Origin of the sequence: Neomelitea salexigens DSM 19753 (assembly GCF_000422345.1) — a bacterium.
Classification (GTDB): Bacteria; Pseudomonadota; Gammaproteobacteria; order Pseudomonadales; family Spongiibacteraceae; genus Spongiibacter; species Spongiibacter marinus_A.
On sequence record NZ_AULP01000001.1, the window covers coordinates 192,470 to 210,976 of the forward strand.

At 55.6% G+C, this 18,507-nt stretch carries 14 protein-coding genes; 4 read left to right on the plus strand and 10 right to left on the minus strand.

The genetic code is table 11. The annotated features are described in order from the left end of the window. Positions 1-56: 56 nt before the first annotated feature. The 7 genes from H573_RS0100920 to H573_RS0100955 all read right to left on the minus strand — a co-directional run bounded on the left by H573_RS0100920 (position 57) and on the right by H573_RS0100955 (position 8,234). A complete protein-coding gene (locus tag H573_RS0100920; protein ID WP_307681684.1) occupies positions 57-1,757 on the minus strand; it encodes an AMP-binding protein in 1,701 nt (566 codons plus the stop codon). Between the two features lie 92 nt (positions 1,758-1,849). Continuing rightward, positions 1,850-2,383, minus strand: coding sequence for a hypothetical protein (locus tag H573_RS0100925; protein WP_154653804.1), 534 nt, complete (start codon positions 2,381-2,383; stop codon positions 1,850-1,852). Positions 2,384-2,413: 30 nt separating this feature from the next. Further along, positions 2,414-3,382, minus strand: coding sequence for an ABC transporter ATP-binding protein (locus H573_RS16460; protein WP_036255423.1), 969 nt, complete (start codon positions 3,380-3,382; stop codon positions 2,414-2,416). Further along, complete coding sequence (locus H573_RS0100935) at positions 3,375-4,352, minus strand: ABC transporter ATP-binding protein (RefSeq protein WP_027872638.1); 978 nt, start codon at positions 4,350-4,352, stop codon at positions 3,375-3,377. The genes H573_RS16460 and H573_RS0100935 overlap by 8 nt, the downstream gene beginning before the upstream one ends. Beyond that, a complete protein-coding gene (locus H573_RS16465; RefSeq protein WP_084497818.1) occupies positions 4,349-5,644 on the minus strand; it encodes an ABC transporter permease in 1,296 nt (431 codons plus the stop codon). Before H573_RS16465 ends, H573_RS0100935 begins: the two co-directional genes overlap by 4 nt. A 1-nt stretch (position 5,645) precedes the next feature. Beyond that, entirely contained in the window at positions 5,646-6,593 is a 948-nt protein-coding gene (locus H573_RS0100950) for an ABC transporter permease (protein ID WP_234701816.1), read from the minus strand. After that, positions 6,594-8,234: a peptide ABC transporter substrate-binding protein gene (locus H573_RS0100955; RefSeq protein WP_027872641.1), complete on the minus strand. Its 1,641-nt coding sequence runs from the start codon at positions 8,232-8,234 to the stop codon at positions 6,594-6,596. A gap of 19 nt (positions 8,235-8,253) precedes the next feature. On the opposite strand from H573_RS0100955, the gene mnmC reads away from it, so the two are divergent. Further along, positions 8,254-10,287, plus strand: coding sequence for a bifunctional tRNA (5-methylaminomethyl-2-thiouridine)(34)-methyltransferase MnmC2/FAD-dependent 5-carboxymethylaminomethyl-2-thiouridine(34) oxidoreductase MnmC1 (gene mnmC, locus H573_RS0100960; RefSeq protein ID WP_027872642.1), 2,034 nt, complete (start codon positions 8,254-8,256; stop codon positions 10,285-10,287). Positions 10,288-10,323: 36 nt separating this feature from the next. Beyond that, the gene (locus H573_RS16470; protein WP_051170788.1) at positions 10,324-10,824 is read left to right on the plus strand and encodes a nuclear transport factor 2 family protein; all 501 of its coding nucleotides are present in this window, start codon (positions 10,324-10,326) and stop codon (positions 10,822-10,824) included. A 32-nt stretch (positions 10,825-10,856) separates the two neighbouring features. Here the strand turns inward: H573_RS16470 and H573_RS16475 are convergent, their stop codons facing one another. Further along, positions 10,857-11,372: a nuclear transport factor 2 family protein gene (locus H573_RS16475; protein ID WP_051170790.1), complete on the minus strand. Its 516-nt coding sequence runs from the start codon at positions 11,370-11,372 to the stop codon at positions 10,857-10,859. 127 nt (positions 11,373-11,499) lie between these two features. On the opposite strand from H573_RS16475, the gene H573_RS16480 reads away from it, so the two are divergent. After that, positions 11,500-12,312 (plus strand): glutaminyl-peptide cyclotransferase, encoded by an 813-nt coding sequence (locus H573_RS16480; RefSeq protein ID WP_051170792.1) that lies wholly within the window; start codon positions 11,500-11,502, stop codon positions 12,310-12,312. Positions 12,313-12,358: 46 nt separating this feature from the next. Next, the gene (locus H573_RS0100980) at positions 12,359-15,298 is read left to right on the plus strand and encodes an insulinase family protein (protein WP_027872643.1); all 2,940 of its coding nucleotides are present in this window, start codon (positions 12,359-12,361) and stop codon (positions 15,296-15,298) included. A 26-nt stretch (positions 15,299-15,324) separates the two neighbouring features. Here H573_RS0100980 and H573_RS16485 read toward each other — a convergent pair whose 3' ends face one another. Further along, entirely contained in the window at positions 15,325-17,922 is a 2,598-nt protein-coding gene (locus H573_RS16485) for a metallophosphoesterase (RefSeq protein ID WP_051170793.1), read from the minus strand. 114 nt (positions 17,923-18,036) lie between these two features. After that, positions 18,037-18,459, minus strand: a complete 423-nt coding sequence (locus H573_RS0100990; RefSeq protein WP_027872644.1) for a Spy/CpxP family protein refolding chaperone — start codon at positions 18,457-18,459, stop codon at positions 18,037-18,039. Positions 18,460-18,507: the final 48 nt, after the last annotated feature.

Here is an 18,507-nt window from a genome sequence, read left to right on the forward strand (position 1 = left end):
GACCTTAAAATAAAAAGGGCGCCACATGGGCGCCCTTGCGTTTTCCAGCGTAAAAATCAGCTGGCGCGCTTGGCAAGCTCTTCGTCTCGCAGGGTGCGGCGAAGTACTTTACCAACGTTCGTTTTGGGCAGTTCGTCACGAACTTCGATATAGCGCGGCATTTTATAGCCGGTGAGACGCTCGCGCAAAAAGTCCTTCAACTCTTTCTCGTCAAGCTCGCCCTGCTTGGGAGCAACGAAAATCTTAACGGCTTCACCGGATTTTTCATCAGGCACGCCAATCGCCGCACACTCAGCAATATTTGGATGCGAGCTAAGCACATCCTCGATTTCGTTGGGGTAAACGTTGAAACCGGACACCAAGATCATGTCTTTCTTGCGATCGACAATTTTCAGGTAGCCATCTTCCTTCACCACCGCGACATCGCCAGTCAGCAGCCAACCATCTTTAATGGTCTTCTCAGTTTCGTCCGGGCGCTGCCAGTAACCCATCATGACTTGCGGGCCGCGCACGCAAAGTTCGCCGCGCTCGCCGATACCCACATCGTTGCCGTCGTCATCAACCAGGCGCACTTCGGTACCCGGCAGCGGCAAACCGATGGTGCCGATTTGGTTGGCGCCACCTGGATTGATCGATACCACTGGCGAGGTCTCGGTCAAACCGTAACCCTCGTAGATCTCCGCACCAGTCATTTCCTTCCACGTTTTCGCGGCGCCGGCAGTCAGCGCCATACCACCAGACAGCGTGACCTTGAGTCCGGAGAAGTCCAAGCTGGCAAATTCAGGGTGTTTACAAAGTTGAACAAACAGCGTGTTGATACCGCTCATTCCCGTCCATTTCCAGCGCTTCATCTCTTTGATGACGCTGTCCAGCTCACGCGGATTGGGAATCAAAACCGAGTGGTTACCCTGCATCATGACAACAAAGGTCAGCATGAAGGAATAGATGTGGTAAAGCGGCAGCGGTGCAATAAAGGTTTCGCCACCACTCACCAAGCCATAGCTGGAGAAGTTCTCCCGGCTCTGCAATACGTTAGCCATCAGGTTTCTGTGGCTAATCATTGCGCCTTTAGACACCCCAGTGGTACCACCGGTGTACTGCAGCAGTGCCAATGCTTCCAGGTCGGGCGCGGCCTTTTGATATTGCTTGCTACTGCCTTTGGCCAGGGCTTTACGGAAGCTGATGGAATTCTTAAATTTAACGGAGGGGACTTCTTTGCGTACATACTTAAGTACGCTGTTAATCAATGTCCGCTTCACTGGCGGATGAAGGTCGGCCACTTCAGTAACGATAACCGTACCCACGCCGGTATCACCGACTACTGCGGCCGCCGTTTCGGCAATGTTTGCCAATACAACGATGGCCTTTGCACCGGAGTCGTTCAATTGGTGCTTGAGTTCGCGCTCGCTGTATAGGGGGTTGGTATTCACAACGATCATGCCGGCACGCAGCGCACCGAACAGTACAACCGGATACTGCAAAATATTAGGCATTTGAATCGCAATGCGATCACCGGCTTGCAAACCGCTGTGCTCTTGCAGGTAACAGGCAAACTGCGCAGACAAGCGATCCAGATCTGCGTAGCTTAATGTGTGCCCCAAGCAGCTGACAGCCGGGTTCGCCGCGTATTGATTGACGCAATGGTCAAACATACCGACCAAATTTGGGAACTCTTGTAGATCGACGTCATTGGATAGGCCAATGCGTGATCTCGCCGCGTTAATCGTTTCTGCAATTTGCTGTTGCTGCTCAGACAAGGTCGCCCCCTAGCTATATTTTTGTTATCGACGTGCCTCCCCATGCCAGTTGGCACAAGGGCTCGGACGCCTATTCAAGTGAATTTGGCAAGCTAACCAGATTTGTGTTCACTGTCAACACCAGTTGTCTCGCCAGCCGTAAACTGATCCGGGTCCACAAACATCAGACGAAAGCGCAAATTTCCCGCTTGCCGTTGGTCTACACCTAGTACCAGCGCATTCATCTGCCCCTTTGTTTCACTGATGACAGGCACAAAAATAACATGTTCCTGCCCCTCTTCATCACTCATCACCCTGGGTGCATTGCCTGTTTTTAAAAAGCGGGCGTAGCTATCCACCAGCATGATCAACTGATTGCGAAATGCACTAAAGTTTAACTGTCCGCGGAACTCATCATAGTTCATATCAAGACTAACGCGCAGAACCGATCCGTCTTCAAGTTTCACATCGTTCAGCAATACCGCCTTACCTGCCTCCAAGGCACGGAAAAAACGCTTTCCGTCGCTGCGCTGCCCATCAATGATGCACTGTTTAATCAGCGAAGATGCCAATAACATCAGAGCGGGGGTCTCAATATTTACATTCATTGTTGTTATTCCTGGTACGTCATATTCTGGCGACAGCATGCTAATGCAAGACTCTCCTTCACACCAGCCTCAGCCCACGGGCGCTGCCCCGGCAATATAATCGCTGCGGTGACAGGCTACAGCCCTGCCCTCAGCCTGCACTTTAAGCCAGGGCGGGGTCTGTCGGCACGCGTCAAGGGCGTAGGGGCAACGGTCGGCGAAGCGGCAGCCGACATCGGTACTTAACGGCAGGGGCAACTCCGTGGTCCGCGGGGCGGCCACTTGCACCTTGGTGCGATCTAGCGTCGGCTCGGGGTGAGCAGCCAGTAGCTGCTGCGTATAGGGGTGCGCCGGGGTATTCAGCAGCTGCCAGCAGGGCGCTAGCTCAAGCAGTTCGCCTAAGTACATCACCGCAATGCGGTCAGCCAAGCCACTAAGGACCGCCAGGTCGTGGGTGATAAAAACCATTGCGGTACCGAGATCGCTCTGAATTTCCCTCAGCAGTGCCAATATTTGCGCTTGCACCGACACATCCAGCGCCGACACCGCTTCGTCGCAAACCACCAGTTGTGGCTCACACAGAAAGGCCCTGGCAATACCCACCCGCTGGCGCTGTCCGCCCGATAGTTCATGGGGATAGCGCTGGGCAAATCGAGCACCAAGGCCGACCCGCTCCAACCAATATCCCTGTTGCTGGTGAATCACGCTGCGACGCTCACCGCGTGCCAGCAGTGGCTCGGCCAAACTGTCGCCAATGGTCATGCGGGGGTTGAGGCTCGCGTAGCTGTCCTGGAAAACCATCTGTATCTGCCCCACGCGGCGGCGCTGGAGCGTCTTCGGTAAAACCGCTCTGTTGAATCGCAGAGTGCCATGGGAAGGCCGTTGCAGGCCGGCAATGATACGTCCTAAGGTGGACTTACCGGAGCCGCTTTCGCCCACTAGGCCCAGCACTTCGCCAGCGCGGATGGATAAACTCACTCCATCGACTGCGGCCAGATCCTCATTGTTGCGTTGAAAATGACAACTGACTTGGTGCAGCGCAAGCAATGGTTCAGTCATGCTGCAGCCTCCAGCGCTCGGGATAGTCCGGGTGCCAACGCCAACAGCGCACGCCCGCGCCTCGAGGTGAGGCCAGCAACGGCGGCGAATCCTCACAAATAGCCATCCGATGTTTGCAGCGCGGTGCAAAGGCACAACCGTGAATAGTGCCGCGCATGTCGGGCGGCGAACCTGGAATGGCAACCGTCATTTCGCTGCTATGCAAACGCGGCATCGCTGCCTGCAAGGCCTCACTGTAGGGATGGGCAGGATGGCACAATAAGCTCGCCACAGAGGCCGACTCCACGGTTTCACCGGCGTACATCACTGACACGGTGTCAGCAATATTGGCCACCACCCCCAAATCATGACTGATAAACAGTAAACTGGTGCCCTGCTCGTGCTGTAATTCACGCAGCAATGCCAACACTTCCGCCTGAACCGTCACATCCAGTGCGGTGGTCGGCTCATCGGCGATCAAGAGTTTCGGGCGACAAGCGACAGCCAGCGCTATCATCACCCGCTGTAGCATGCCACCCGAAAACTCAAAGGGGTATTGAGATAAGCGCTGCTCTGCCCGCGGAATGGCCAGGCGCTCAAGAAGTGCCGCAGATTCGGCACGCGCTTGCCGACGGTCCATGTTGCGGTGCAAGCGAAAGCACTCAGACAGCTGCGCTCCGATCGTTCGCGTGGGGCTTAATGCGGTCATCGGGTTTTGAAATATCATAGCGATGCGCCGCCCACGCCACCCCCGCCAATCGCGATGCCCCTGGGCAGGCAGTGGCTGTTCCATCACACTGAACTGCTCGGCATTGAGCACCGCATTGGGCGGTGCCAAACCGAGTAAACACATGGCGGTTAACGACTTGCCGCTGCCAGACTCGCCGACAAGCGCTCGGCATTCCCCTTCGGCCAAACTGAAAGATACATCTCTCAACACCTGGTTGCCGCTGAGTGCGAGTTGTAAATGCTCTATCGCGACGACAGTCATTGCCCCACCCCGCCACTGCGTTTATCGGCAGTATCACGCAATGCGTCACCGAGAATATTAAACGCCAACACCGAAATACTGATCATTGCGGCCGGCCACAAAAGCTGCCCGGGGTGGGACAAAAGTGTTTTGATACCATCGTTACACATTGCCCCCCAAGACGTGCTTGGTGGCGACACCCCCATACCAATGAATGAAAGAAAGGCCTCAGTAAAAATCGCCTGGGGAATGGCAAAACTGAACGCCACCATCAATACCGGCAGCACATTTGGAAAAATATGTCGCCGGAAGATCCCCCAAGTGGTAACGCCTGAGAGTCGCGCCGAGTCGATAAATGGCTGGCTGCGCAGGGCCAGTACTTGGCCGCGAATAAGCCGTGCACTGCTCGGCCAGCTAAGCAGCAACATTGCCAAAATAAGTGGCAAAATACCGTCCTCACCGGGACCAATACCAAAGGCAATACGCAGTAAAATCATGAATAACAAGAACGGCAATGCGACGACGAAATCTGCCGAACGCATGGCAAAGTGGTCAAATTTACCGCCAAGGTAGCCTGCCAAACCACCAAAGATCGCACCGAAACTGATAAACAACAACGGCGCCACTATCCCCACGAACAGTGAACTTCGCCCGCCGGCCATCAACCTTGCCAGGATGTCACGGCCCAATGCATCGGTACCCAGAGGGTGAGCAGGCAATCTCACGTACTCAGGATAAACCGCCGCAGAGGCAGGAATCAGCCCCTGCAACTGGGCTTCAAATACGGAAATTGCCGGCTCAGGGCGCGTCTCGGTTGAAAACAGCATTATCCCCGTATCGGCATCGACTAGGGTGTAACGGTAGATCTGACGCCGCAATTGCAACTCATCCGTATACGACCGGTCCCTACCCTGCCAGAGCGGCAGACCTTTACCTGATTGATGCTGTTTGGCTCGATAGAGACGAAAACGCTCAACCGAGACAACCTCGGGCCAGGCAAGGTGCACGCGTTCGGTATTACTCTCAATCACCGTCAAGCGGCTGAGGTTCCCGGTCCCCTTTGCCGGTATTGGGCCAACCACCCTTGCGTATATCCCCGATGTCGGCCCACTGGACACCTGCGACAACCATTGCTGGCTCGGGTCCTGCTGCCACACTAAAGGGCCAACGAGCACAAAAAGCAGCATCGCCATCGCCGTGCCCGCGGCCGCTAACAAGCTGGGGCTCCACCGCCATGACGGGGGCGCCGCACACTCTACGTCTGGAAGTATCGGCGGCTGCCACGGCGCAAAACGAAATACGGGAATGCCCATGTTAACTTCGCCCCGCCGATAAACGAATGCGAGGGTCGATCAAGCCGTAACTGATGTCGACAAGCACCACAATCACCACCAGAAAGGCGCCATAAAATACCGTGGTTCCCATAATGACGGTGTAGTCCAGCTGTTGCACGGCCTGCACGAAATAGCGTCCCAAGCCGGGTATGGCAAAAATCAGCTCAACCACAAACCCGCCGGTCGTTATCGCTGCAACCGCTGGACCGAGTTCAGTCACTACCGGTAACAGGGCATTGCGCAGCTGATAGCGAAAGAAGAGTGATATACCACTGATGCCCCGTGCTCGCGCCGCTAATATATAGTCGCTGCTTAGTACCTCGAGCATGGCCGCACGGCTCAAGCGGCTTAAATATGCCAGGGTACCCAGCCCGAGCACCAGAGCCGGGACCCAAACATGGTTGACACCTCCCCACCCCGCCACCGGCAATACCGTACTCTCGGCCGCGGCGTTGAGCCTGACGATAATTAATTGAGCCAAACCGGCTATCACAAACCCCGGCACAGAAATCGCTGCAACCACCATGAACATTACTAACTTATCAGGCCATTGGCCGCGATAATGCGCGGCGATGCTGCCTGCAAAAACCCCACCCACTAATGCAATAGCAATGGCAGCGATTCCCAAGGTTGCCGACACGGGAAAGTGCTCGCGTATTATGTCGTTCACACGGCGATTCTCCTGAGTAAAGGAGATACCGAAGTCGCCGCTCAACATATTACCCATGAAGGTGAAGTACTGCTGACTCAGCGGCTTATCTAGTCCGTAACGCGCTTCCAACTGCGCGCGAACTGCCGGCGACATCGCTTTGTCCTGGATCAACGGGTCACCCGGGACCGCATGCATGGCAAAGAACGTCGCCGTTGCAATGAACCAAACCGTTATCGCGCCCCATAAGAGCCGATGCAATACAAACTTGATCATCATTCAGGGCTCAATCCAGGCATCGCGAAAATTGGGGTCACCACCAAAAACGGAACGACGAACGCCCTTTAACTGAGGGTGCTGAACATACAGCATGGCATTCTCGTAGGTGGGCAAAATGGGAACATCATCAACCACCAAGTCCTGCAATACAGCCATCGCGGCAAATCGCTGGGAAGCACTGGCGCTGTTTTGAGCAAAGCGCACCAAGCGATCATATTCCGGGTGGCTGTACCGACCTCGGTTATTGTCATTCCACGACGCAAACAAATCGGCAAAGGTCATAATATCGTCGTAATCTGGGCCCCAGGCGGCAACCACGATGTCAAAATCGCCGCGGCGCATTTTTTCTATGCGCTGTTTGAATACCTGCTGATCAATGCGCAGGTCCAGGCCCAAGCCGCGCTTGAGGAGGTACTGGTAATACTCAGCCTCTTGCACGGCGCGAGGGCTGTCTCCAGCGAGCAGCATAAGCGGCGGGAAAACCTCAAGGCCCAGCTCCCTTTTTGCTTGATCCAGATACTGGCGCGCCACAGCCAGGTCTTGCCGCAGCCTCCTCACCGGATATTCCTGACGAAAAGCCTGTCGCTGGCCGCGCACTGTGACCGGAAAAAGCGAATACGCCGGCAGCACGCCCGGCAGGCCAATCACTTTATTGACGAGTACAGCTGGGTCCAGCAGATACTGAATCGCCTTACGGAAGCTTCTGTTCGCTGTAATCCTGCCCGCGCGAAAATTAAACTCGAGAAAGAACAGCGAGCCACTGTGAAAGTGCTGAATGTCGTAGCCGCGCTTAACCGCCTCATCCAACAAACCGGTATCTAGATTGGCCAGTGCAATCTGCCCATCTCGAAACAAATTAAACTGTGCACCGGGGTCTGCGGTGATATAGGGCATGTCGATGCGAGAGATCCGCAGCGACGATTTGTCCCAGTAATGCGGATTTTTCTCGAGGGTTAAATGCGCGCCGTGCACCCATTTGGTGAGGGTAAAAGGCCCGTTGTAGAGCATTTTATCGGCGTCGGCGGCATAACGGCGCCCCCAGTGCTCTACAACGTCCTGGCGCAGCGGCATATAACTCATGAAGGCCGTGAGGCTTAGGAAGTAAGGGCACGGCTGGGCAAACTCGACATACAACTCGGTGCGGGAGACAGCCCGGACACCCAGTGAATCCGGCGGTGCAAGGCCTTCGTTTACGGCGCGAGCACCTTTAATCGGATAAAAGATAAACGCATACTGGGAGGCGGTTTCCGGACGCAGGGCATATTGCCACGCAAAAACAAAATCCTGAGCGGTAACCGCCTGGCCGTCACTCCACGTCGCGTTCTCACGCAGCCAAAACCGCGCCCCGTTTTCGTCGATTTGCCAGCGTTCGGCCACCCCGCCCACCAGCTCACCGTTTTCGCCGTAGCGCAGCAGCCCCTCCATCATATGGGAGATAACGAAGCTCGCGATCGTATCTGTCGCTCTCGCACTGTGCAATGTGGGCGGTTCAGTAGCGAGCGCCAGCGTAATACTTTTTGACTCGAGGTCAACGGCGCTCGCCTGCGCGGGCAGGCCTGGGAATATCCCCACGACAGCAAATACGATCAGCATTACAGCCGACGCAATTTTGCCTGTTACAATACCCTTTGCCTCTCTCATAGCGTTTACAGGCCTGTCATTGAACGACCACAACAATCCTTATTATCTCCAACCTGCCGAGCTCGACTGGCAAGACGGCATTCCCTGCGCCAGCGACTTCGGTGATGTGTATTTTTCCCGCGATGATGGCCGTGCAGAAAGCCGCTATGTTTTTCTTGACGGCAACCAGCTGGCAGAACGCTGGAGGGCCTTAGATGCCAACCAAGCCGGGCGCTTTACCATCTGCGAAACCGGTTTTGGTACCGGCCTCAACTTTTTACTGGCATGGCAATTATGGCAACAATGTGCGCCCGACTCCTGGACCCTGCACTATATTTCCTGCGAAAAGCACCCGCTTAACAGTGGCGACCTCACCAAAGCTCATCAGCACTGGCCAAGCCTAGCGTCATTGGCGGCGATTCTACAGCACAATTATCCCCCTTTGATACCTGGACACCATCGCCGTTCACTCGGTGAAAGAGGACCCCACATAGACCTGCTGTTTGGCGACATTGCCGATACCCTGCCCTCACTGATCGATAGTATTGGCACTCACCCCGACTCGTCACCGCGCCCCGTTGATGCATGGTTTTTAGACGGCTTTGCCCCCTCCGCCAACCCGGACATGTGGCAAGCGGGCCTTTTTGACGCCATGGCCCGCCTGAGCAAGCCCAATGCAAGCTTTGCGACCTTTACCGCTGCCGGCATAGTCAAACGTGGCCTGCGGGAGCGCGGCTTTACCGTGACCAAAACCAAGGGCTTTGGCCGCAAACGCGACATGCTTATCGGGCACTTTACCGCCGCGCAGCCCGACACCCTGGCCGCTTTGCCACCGAGCCGCCTGCCGTGGCATCAGCCTGCCGCGACCGCAAGCGTGCACTCAGTGGTGGTGGTTGGTGCCGGTTTAGCTGGCTGCAGCACCGCCCGCGCACTGGCAGAGCGAGGACTCAAGGTCACCCTTATTGAGCGCCGGGCCCACCCTGCTGAGGAGGCATCCGGCAACCCCCAGGGCATGCTCTATACCAAATTATCGCCGGAACCCGGCTTACTCAACGTGTTTACTCTGCATAGCTTCCTCTATGCCTTACACCACTACCATCGTATTGCAAGCAATTCCGATGCCATTGATGGTGAGTTTTGCGGTGTGCTTCAGCTCGCCAATTCGCCACGCGAGGAGGCGTTGTTTAAGCGCTTGCAGCAACAACTGACCGAACACAACTGGCTGAAGTTTGTGGATCGCGATCAGGCTTCTGCATTAAGCGGTATTGATATACGCCAAGACGGTATTTTCTATCCCGCCGCGGGCTGGCTATCGCCGCCGAGTGTTTGCAAGGAGCGCATTGCCCACCCCAACATTGAGCTATTGACCAACAGTGAGGCGCTATCGCTGGTTGACTATGGAGACCGCTGGCAGATCATTGGCAGCGGGCCAAATCCAATTGCCGAGGGTGACGCCGTTGTGATTGCCAATAGCCACGACGCAACACAGTTTTCACAGAGCGAGTTCTTACCGCTGCGTAAAATTCGCGGTCAAATTAGCTATTTTCGACAGCAGGATGTTCAGACCTCGCCCCGGTGCGTGGTGTGCCACAAAGGCTATGTCGCCCCCGAACATAATCAACAACTCTGCATTGGCGCCAGCTTTGATCTTCACAACACCAACAGCGAAATAACGACTGAAGACCACGCCTATAACCTCAACACACTCGCCGGCCTTAGCCCGAAGCTGCTAAAGCCTGGCAGCGAAGCGATTGGCGGCCGCGCCGCGCTGCGCTGCGCCAGCCCGGATTACGCGCCCATCGTAGGCGCCCTGCCTGATATTGAAGCCTTCGACAATGATTACGCCGCGTTGCGCAAAGATGCTCGCCGCGCCATCGATCAGCCCGGGCGCTATTTGCGCAATTGCTATGTGAATGTCGCCCATGGCTCGCGGGGCCTAACGTCGACCCCTCTTGCCGCCGAACTGCTTGCCGCCTATCTATGCAATGAGAGCCGGCCACTGCCCAAGCAGTTATGCGAAAGTTTGTCGCCGGCGCGTTTTATCATTCGTGACTTAATGCGCAGTAAACGCTAGGCTGCCTCCATCTGCTAACACACCATAGGAGCCTGCGTGAGCGACTACACTGCCCTGGAAAAACGTCTGCGCGAACTCGAGGATATTTCAGCAATTTCTGCACTGAAATATCGCTACCTCAACGCCTGTGATGCCAAGCGCCCCGAGGATGTTATTGAGTGCTTTGTTGCAGGAAAGATCGACATCGACTTCGGCCATATCGGGCACTTTGACAGCCGCGAAGCTTTTGTAAACGTCTTTGAAGAGCTCGGCTGCCACCCCCACATTATCGACATGCACCACGCCCAAAACCCCGTTATCCGCATCCTCTCGGAAAACCTAGCAACAGGGCACATCGGCCTGCGTTTTCTGAGCATCAACACCCAGGACAAAACGCGCATTCAGTTGTCAGGACACTACGATGATGAATACCAACGTGTCGATGGAGAGTGGAAAATATCAGCGAGCCGTTTCACGGTGGCTGCTGTTGAGATGATTGATTTTTCTGGTGATCACGCCCGCGTTACCTACACCGGAAACACAATGCCCTCCATATAAGCCGCTCGTTGTAGAGACCATTACCGAGCGGTTCATTGACCAAACCAGTCCGCGGATGGATCGCGAGACAGCTCAGCCCCCTGGGCCGTACCGGCAAACATGGGGCCTGAAAAGTCGCAACGGCTAGGGCGGCATTCATTCCAGTCGGTGACAATTTCGCGGTGACTAAACTGCCACCGGCCTTCACAGTAAATATAGCGATCCAAATACCGCCCACCCACCAGCAGCTCTTCGTCACCCGAGGCACCGGGATAACGGTGATAAGCCTGGCAATACACTTCGCCCTCGGCGCGCCCGCCGTCAACCACAATCAGGTGATTCATTACCGCGTGCACCGTCATCATCAGCGATAATTGCTCTGGTAACCATTGAACATAATCGCTCGCTGCGCCGCGGAACATGGCGCCGTGGTCCTCAGTAGCATCACGGTGATATAGCTCTGCCAAAGCGGCGTAGTCTTTGCGGTCAATGGCCCGGCAGTAGCGCAGTACCAAGTCGCGAATAGCTTCCTTCGCTGACAATTGCCAGATAATGTCGTCGGTGTTCATAGCCCTGGGTGCCCTCCAAATCCTTGCTTAGCCACGGCGTCCCTCATCTGCACGTCAGTGGTGCGCGGCTAACAGCGAAATGGCATAGTAGGAGATTATGCAAACACTGTGAACGCTGACAATAGTGATGTACCGCTTATACACGCTTATCGCTCTTGTGGTCGTCGTATTGCCACTGCGCGCGGCGGCTAATACGCTTCCTTACGAAGTTGTAGGGCACTACCCTCATTCAACAGCGCTCTTCACACAGGGGCTGGAACTGTTTCACGGCCAGCTTTTTGAGAGCAGCGGTCTTTATGGCCGCTCAAAAGTGATTGCACGCCCCTTTCCAGAAGGGAGGACTGATGCTGAAGAAAGTACTGGAACCCTGCGGGGCGTCACCCTGGACAAATCGCTATTCGCAGAGGGCTTAACCTTTCACAGAGGCCGACTTTACCTGCTCACATGGCGCGCTGGTCAATTACTGGAGATAGACCCCGAGCGGTTTGCGCTATTGCGCCGCCACACGTACAGGGGTCAGGGTTGGGGCATTTGCTATCACTCGCGCCGCGACTTATTTGCAATGTCTAACGGCAGCGACGAAATACAGTGGCGCCGAACCGGCGACTTTTCATTGGTGGACACGCTCACCGTTACTGGTCCCGGTAACTATCAGCACCTCAACGAATTGGAGTGCCATGGCGACTATATCCTCGCCAATCAATGGAAGCAGCCCTATCTCCTTGTCATTGATGCACGCTCAGGTGAGGTTGTTTCACAACTAGACTTGAGTGCACTCATTCCAGAGGGCCTCCATGAGGAAGCGGTGCTCAACGGTATCGCCTATGATGCCCGCGACAATACCTGGCTGGTGACGGGTAAACTCTGGCCCAAGATCTACCGAATTCGCTTTACGCTTCCCGCATTGGAGGCGGCAAAAACCGCCGCAAAAGCCCGCTAAAAATGCTAGTCTCCCTGAAACGTTTAATCGCTCAAGACAGGATTCTATGACTGCTACCCAACCACGTGCCGCCCACCCTGCTTTTGAATTGCTCAGCAGTAAATCAATCGACGCACTCGGCGTCACCCTTTGCGAATACCGGCACATAGAAACCGGCGCCAGCCACTACCATATCGACGCTGACAATAAAGAAAATGTGTTCCTTGTTGCACTGCGCACCGTCCCTAACGACTCGAAGGGCGTCGCCCATATCTTGGAACACACGGCGCTGTGTGGCAGCGAAAAATACCCGGTGCGCGACCCGTTTTTTATGATGATTCGCCGCTCGCTAAACAGCTTTATGAACGCGTTTACCAGTTCTGACTGGACAGCCTACCCCTTTGCCAGCAGCAATCGGAAAGACTTTGATAACTTATTACAGGTCTATTTGGATGCCGTCTTCTTCTCCCGCCTGCACCCCTTAGACTTCGCCCAAGAGGGTCACCGGCTAGAGTTTAGCGAGCGCGGCAACCCCGACTCCGCGCTTCAATTTAAAGGTGTGGTTTTCAATGAAATGAAGGGGGCCATGAGCTCGATACCAAGCAGGCTCTGGCACACGCTGTGTAAGTATTTATTTCCCACCGCCACCTATCACCACAACAGCGGGGGCGACCCGGAGGCCATTCCAGACCTCAGCTACGAAGAGTTAAAGAGCTTTTACGAAAGCCATTACCATCCCAGCAACGCCATTTTTATGACCTACGGCGATATTTCTGCCGCCGAGCACCAAGCGCGCTTTGAAGAATTGGCCCTCAAGCGCTTTACCCCCTTGGATAAACACATTGCAGTGGAGGATGAGAAACGCTACCACGCCCCCATTCGCGTGCAAGAGTCCTACCCGCTGCCAGCGGCGGAAGACCCCAAGGGCAAGACCCATATCGTGTTGTCCTGGCTACTGGGCAATAGCACCGACCTTGATAGCCTGCTAGAGGCGCAACTTCTTGCCGGAATATTATTGGATAACAGCTCCAGCCCACTGTTACACGCGCTTGAAACCAGCGACCTGGGGAGCTCCCCGTCGCCGATGTGTGGTTTAGAGGATTCAATGCGTGAGATGGTGTTTGCCTGCGGACTGGAAGGTAGTGAGATCGAGCACCGCGATGCCGTAGAAGCTCTGGTGCTAGACACCCTCCGCGGCTTAATCAAGGAGGGCGTCGACGCCGACCAAGTTGAATCAGTCCTTCACCAGCTGGAGCTGCAACAACGAGAGATCAGTGGCGACGGCTACCCCTATGGCCTGCAACTGATCTTGAATAGTTTGGGAGCAGCCACCCACCGCGGCAATCCCGTTGATGTCTTAGACCTTGACCCGGCGCTTGCACGCCTGCGTGAGAAAATTGCAGATGCGGATTACCTCCCCCGCTTGCTGCAGCAGCTGATTGATAACCCTCATCGCGTCACCCTGGTTTTCAGTCCTGACCGACAGTATCAACAGCGCGCCGAAGACGCTGAACAACACCGACTAGCCACAATCCAAGCCTCGCTCAGCGACGCAGAGAAGCAGGCGATTATCGATCAGGCAGAAGCCTTGGCTGAGCGACAAACCCTGCAAGAAGACGAGAGCATCTTGCCCCGAGTCGGCTTGGCAGATGTCGCCCAAGACCTCCCCGAGCTGCCCTATACCGACGCACATTTCGGCAACCTGCCCTACTGCTATTACAACCGCGGCACCAATGGTTTGATTTACCAGCAGTTGTTAATCGAAATGCCGCATCTCAGCGATGACGAGCTCGGCTTACTCCCCCTCTACACCCAAACCGTCACCGAGCTCGGCCTGGGCGAGCGCAGCTACATAGAAGTACAAGCCCACCAAGCCGCGATCTGTGGCGGCATCTCGGCTTACACCAGTATGCGCGGCGGCATAAACGATGAACAGCAGCAGCAGGCGTACTTAGTACTGTCGTCGAAGGCCTTGCTACGTAATTGCCAGGCGCAAGCAACGCTCATGCGCGACACACTGGAGCAGGTGCGCTTTGACGAACATGAACGAATCTACGATATGCTCGCCCACATGAAGGCGCGACGAGAGTCTTCAATCACCGGAAACGGGCACGCGCTGGCCATGGCAGCAGCCTCTTCGGGGATGAGCCCCGTTGCAAGAATTAGCCAAAAGATGTCCGGTTTAGATGGCATTCTGCAGCTTCGACAGCTGAGCGATGCGGCTGAGACAGCGAGCGGCAAAGCAGCCTTGGCTGAGGGATTAGCGGCCATTCACCAGAAAGTGCTGTCTGCCAACCGGCAGCTGTTAGTCGTTGCTGAAGAACAGGGGTTCAATGCTCATCGCTCAGAGCTGGCATCGGTCTGGGATAATTTCCAGGGCGATGGCAACGCGCTAATGCACACCGACACCTGCCGTGAAGCACGTCGTGAATTTTGGTCTGCTAACTCCCAGGTCAACTTCTGCGCCAGCGCCTACCCCACCGTTCCCTCGGGCCACCCGGACGCCGCGATATTGAGCGTGCTTGCAGTGTATCTTCGCAACGGCATCTTGCATCGCAGCATTCGCGAACAGGGCGGCGCCTATGGCGGCGGTGCATCGCAGGACTCCAATATCGCGGCCTTCCGCTTTTATTCCTACCGCGATCCACGCTTGCAAGAAACGCTAAACGATTTCAGCCAAGCCATTGATTGGATGCTGGACACGCCGGTGAGCAGCGACGCCCTGGAGCAAGCGATACTGGGCGTTGTCAGCAATATCGACAAACCTGGCTCGCCCGCAGGCGAGGCAAAGCAGGATTTTCACAGCCGTATTTTTGGCCGCAGCATTGATGACCGCCGCACATTCCGAAACCGCGTACTTGCGGTGACTGGCGACGATTTACAGCGGGTGACCCGAGAGTACCTGAAGGGCGTGGCGCCCAGCATTGCGGTAATCAGTAATAGCGCAACGGCCCAAAACCTTGACAGCTGGCTGTCAGCGGAAGGCTTTGAGCAACGGCAACTGTAGCGCCCGTTGCAGTGTCACCTACTCTATCAGTGGTGAAGGTGGCGCTGTATGCGCTGCTGTAGCTGCTGAGCATTGGGCTGCAGGCGCAGATTTTGTTTGGCGGCGCCCAAGTCATTGAGCTCGCTGTCGCTCAGTGCACGCCCCGAGAACAGCAGCGCATTCATGTAACCCTTTTCCGTTTCAAAGGAGTTATCAGTCAGCAGTAATAGCTCATTGACTATCGCCCAGCGTTCACCGATATCTCCCCCCGCCTTGGCGCCGATTAGCTCACCGTCGAGGTAGGCCTTGAAGCTACCGCCGTCGCCACCGGCATAAAAGACCAAGCCGAGGCGATGCCATTTTCCGGGACGGAACTCGCCAAAGTACCCGGAACCGGCACTGGCAATGCCCACACCGCCACTGGCGCTGGCTTCGAAGAATATGTCTGCGTCATCATCGTTATTAGGCGCAGTCTGCATAATGGCGCGCCAGAAGCCATCACTGGCCTCTGGCCATAAAATGTCCATAACGAGCGAGTAATCCGATAATTTTCCTTGCGCGGCAAGGTCGCCATTGGCGGGGACGTTGGCCTGCAGTTTCAGCCCCTGCTCGGGACTGTAGGCATCAAATGCCATCACCACCGAGTCTCCACCCGCTAATTCAGGCAGACCAAAGTCTGCCGGCAGACCGAATTGGGTATCCGCTTGTGTGGCAACGTTAAGGTAGCTCAGGCGCGAGGGCCCAGCGTCTTCTCGCAAGGGCTGCTCACCGCTATGGAACTGCCACGTAGTGGTAACGGTGTCTGGTTGACAGCGACTCAGTGTTTTATCGATATCCAGATACAGGCAATCACTGCTGCGCTGGCGCGCATACGCATCCAGGCTTGCCCAACTTTCGGACAGGTAGGTTGCTGAACGGTCAGCTAAATTGGGGAAGAAAAGCGGCAAATTCCACGCGGCACTTTTATACAGCACCAGCTTGATGGGATCTGTCTCGGCTGCCTCCGACGAGACAAACACCCAACTTGGCTGCGCCGCACGCATCTCAGCCAATTCCGCGGCGGATACACTAACTTCATAGAATGCCTTAAACCCTGGCGTATCTGCGGGCTGTCGCTCAACGGGTAGCGCACGATGAAATTCGGTTGCAGTTACCGTCCCAGGCAGCCAGCGCTCGATAACCTGAGAAGGGTCGAGCAATGCGGCATCAGCCCCGTGATGATATAGCGCCGCTTTGGCTGCCAGAGCGGTTAATTGTTGCGCACTTGGCTGGTCTTCAGCCAAGGCGATTTCGACATGCGCATCGGGGCTGTATTTTTGCACAATGCCGTCAATAACCTGCTGTGTTGCAGCATCGGGCTCAGCGATATCACGCACCTGAATTTCGTCAACACTGGCGTCGAGGAGACGTTTATCCGACAGGCGGTAGCGAAGCGTCACGTCACTCAGACCATCGGCGAAAAAGTCTGGCTGGATCAGTATATTGCCCGACGCCAACTGTTCAAACTCGGTACCCAAATGGCTGTGTCCGCCAAGGGCGAGGTCTATCCCTGGATTGGCGAGTAGGATCTCACGATCCGCACTGGCACCAAGGTGGCTGAGCATCACTAAAACATCCACGTGCTCCCGATACTGGCTGACCACCCCTTCGGCAATATGCTGCAAGTGCCAATTCATTTTAAAGTCAGGGACGAAATCCGGAATCGGCGCCGTCTCAAGGGGCTCATCAAGCTCATTCCACGGCCCCGAACTCATGCCAAAGAAGCCGACCTTCAAGCAGCCTACCTGAAGTACCGCAAAGCCCTGCGCGCCAAAACTCTCTGCACTACCGCCTCGGTATTCACTGTTACTGGCAATCACCTGTGCGATTGGGTCCTGGGCGTGGTCAAGTAGCGTGTCCGCCCCCCAGGCAAAATCGTGATTGCCAATGACGCGTACATCAAACGCCATGGCCTTTGTGACCTCAACCGTCGCGGCTCCCGCCGATAACAACTCAGCGACGCTGCCCTTTTCAAAATCGTCTCCGCCGTTACTGAATACCGTATAAGGCTGCTCTTCGAGCGCCTGTCGGTGGTAGGCCTTGATACGACTAAAAAGCTTCTCGGGGCCACCATAGCGTGCATGCAGGTCAGCTACATGAATAAAGCGCAGCGATTGTTCGTCGGCTTGTGCTTCGCAGTTGCCGTTGATCACGCGAGCCACCCCGGGAGCTTCAGTGGGAACCAAGCGATAGTCACCGAACTGGGTGATACTGGCAGTGACACCCGCCTCGCTCTGCACGGAGCTCAATAGCGGCCGCCACTGGCCGTCAACATTTCTGGCCACGCTATAGCGTTGATTTTTGGAGTTTTCCGGCAGGGGTAAGAATAACCTAGCGGGCGTTAGCAGCTGTGTTCCCGTGGGCTGCAGCTGATACTGCGTCTGCTCTGCGGCGACATTCACTTCTACAGAAATAGACAGGGCTTGCGCTGCGCTGGTCGACGCCAGCTCTAAACGCGCGGTGTCATCGAACGTTATCACCGACGCTTCGCCTGGTGCGATGCGATAGGAAGGCGCGTCGTCGCGATCGGAGCCTCCCCCACCACCTCCACCGCAGGCGACAAGGGAAAAACAGATAAACAGAGAGGCTAATAAACCCTGTCGCATACTCACAGCTCCATTGATTGACTGCCCATTGCAGCTCGCTATCCTTGCGAATACTACGTTAGCTGGCGTAGACGCTATCTAGGTACAAACCGTGATTTCAGCGACCACTGCGTCTCACTGCGCCGCAGAGACACCGGTTTTTTCTTGGCCAGCTTTGCGCAGTCTTCGATACTCTGCCTGTTGGGAGGGCGTAAGCAGGCCGTAAAACTCCATTTGCGTCTGGAGAATTGACCCCGTGTGGCGGGCTGCAACAGAGCCCGCCCGTTGACTCATGGCAGCAATCGTACTGCGCGTCATTTCTGGTAACGGCTGCAGCTGCATATCTTGTCTAAGTGCGACACTTTCTTTTTGTAACTCGGCTGCTTTTGCCGCATAGCGGACAATCAACTTATTGACCTGCTCGCGTTGCTGGCTGGTGAGCTCCAGCTTGTCCGCCAAGGCAGCGATGCTGGCACTGCTAAGAGCCTCTGCCGCCTGAGTCGGCATCACAAGCACCCATGTGCTGAGAAAAAGAATCGAGATAGAGCGAATCAACATTCATTATTCCTTTCACTGAATCTGTCCCAAACAAAGCACTTCTCGGTG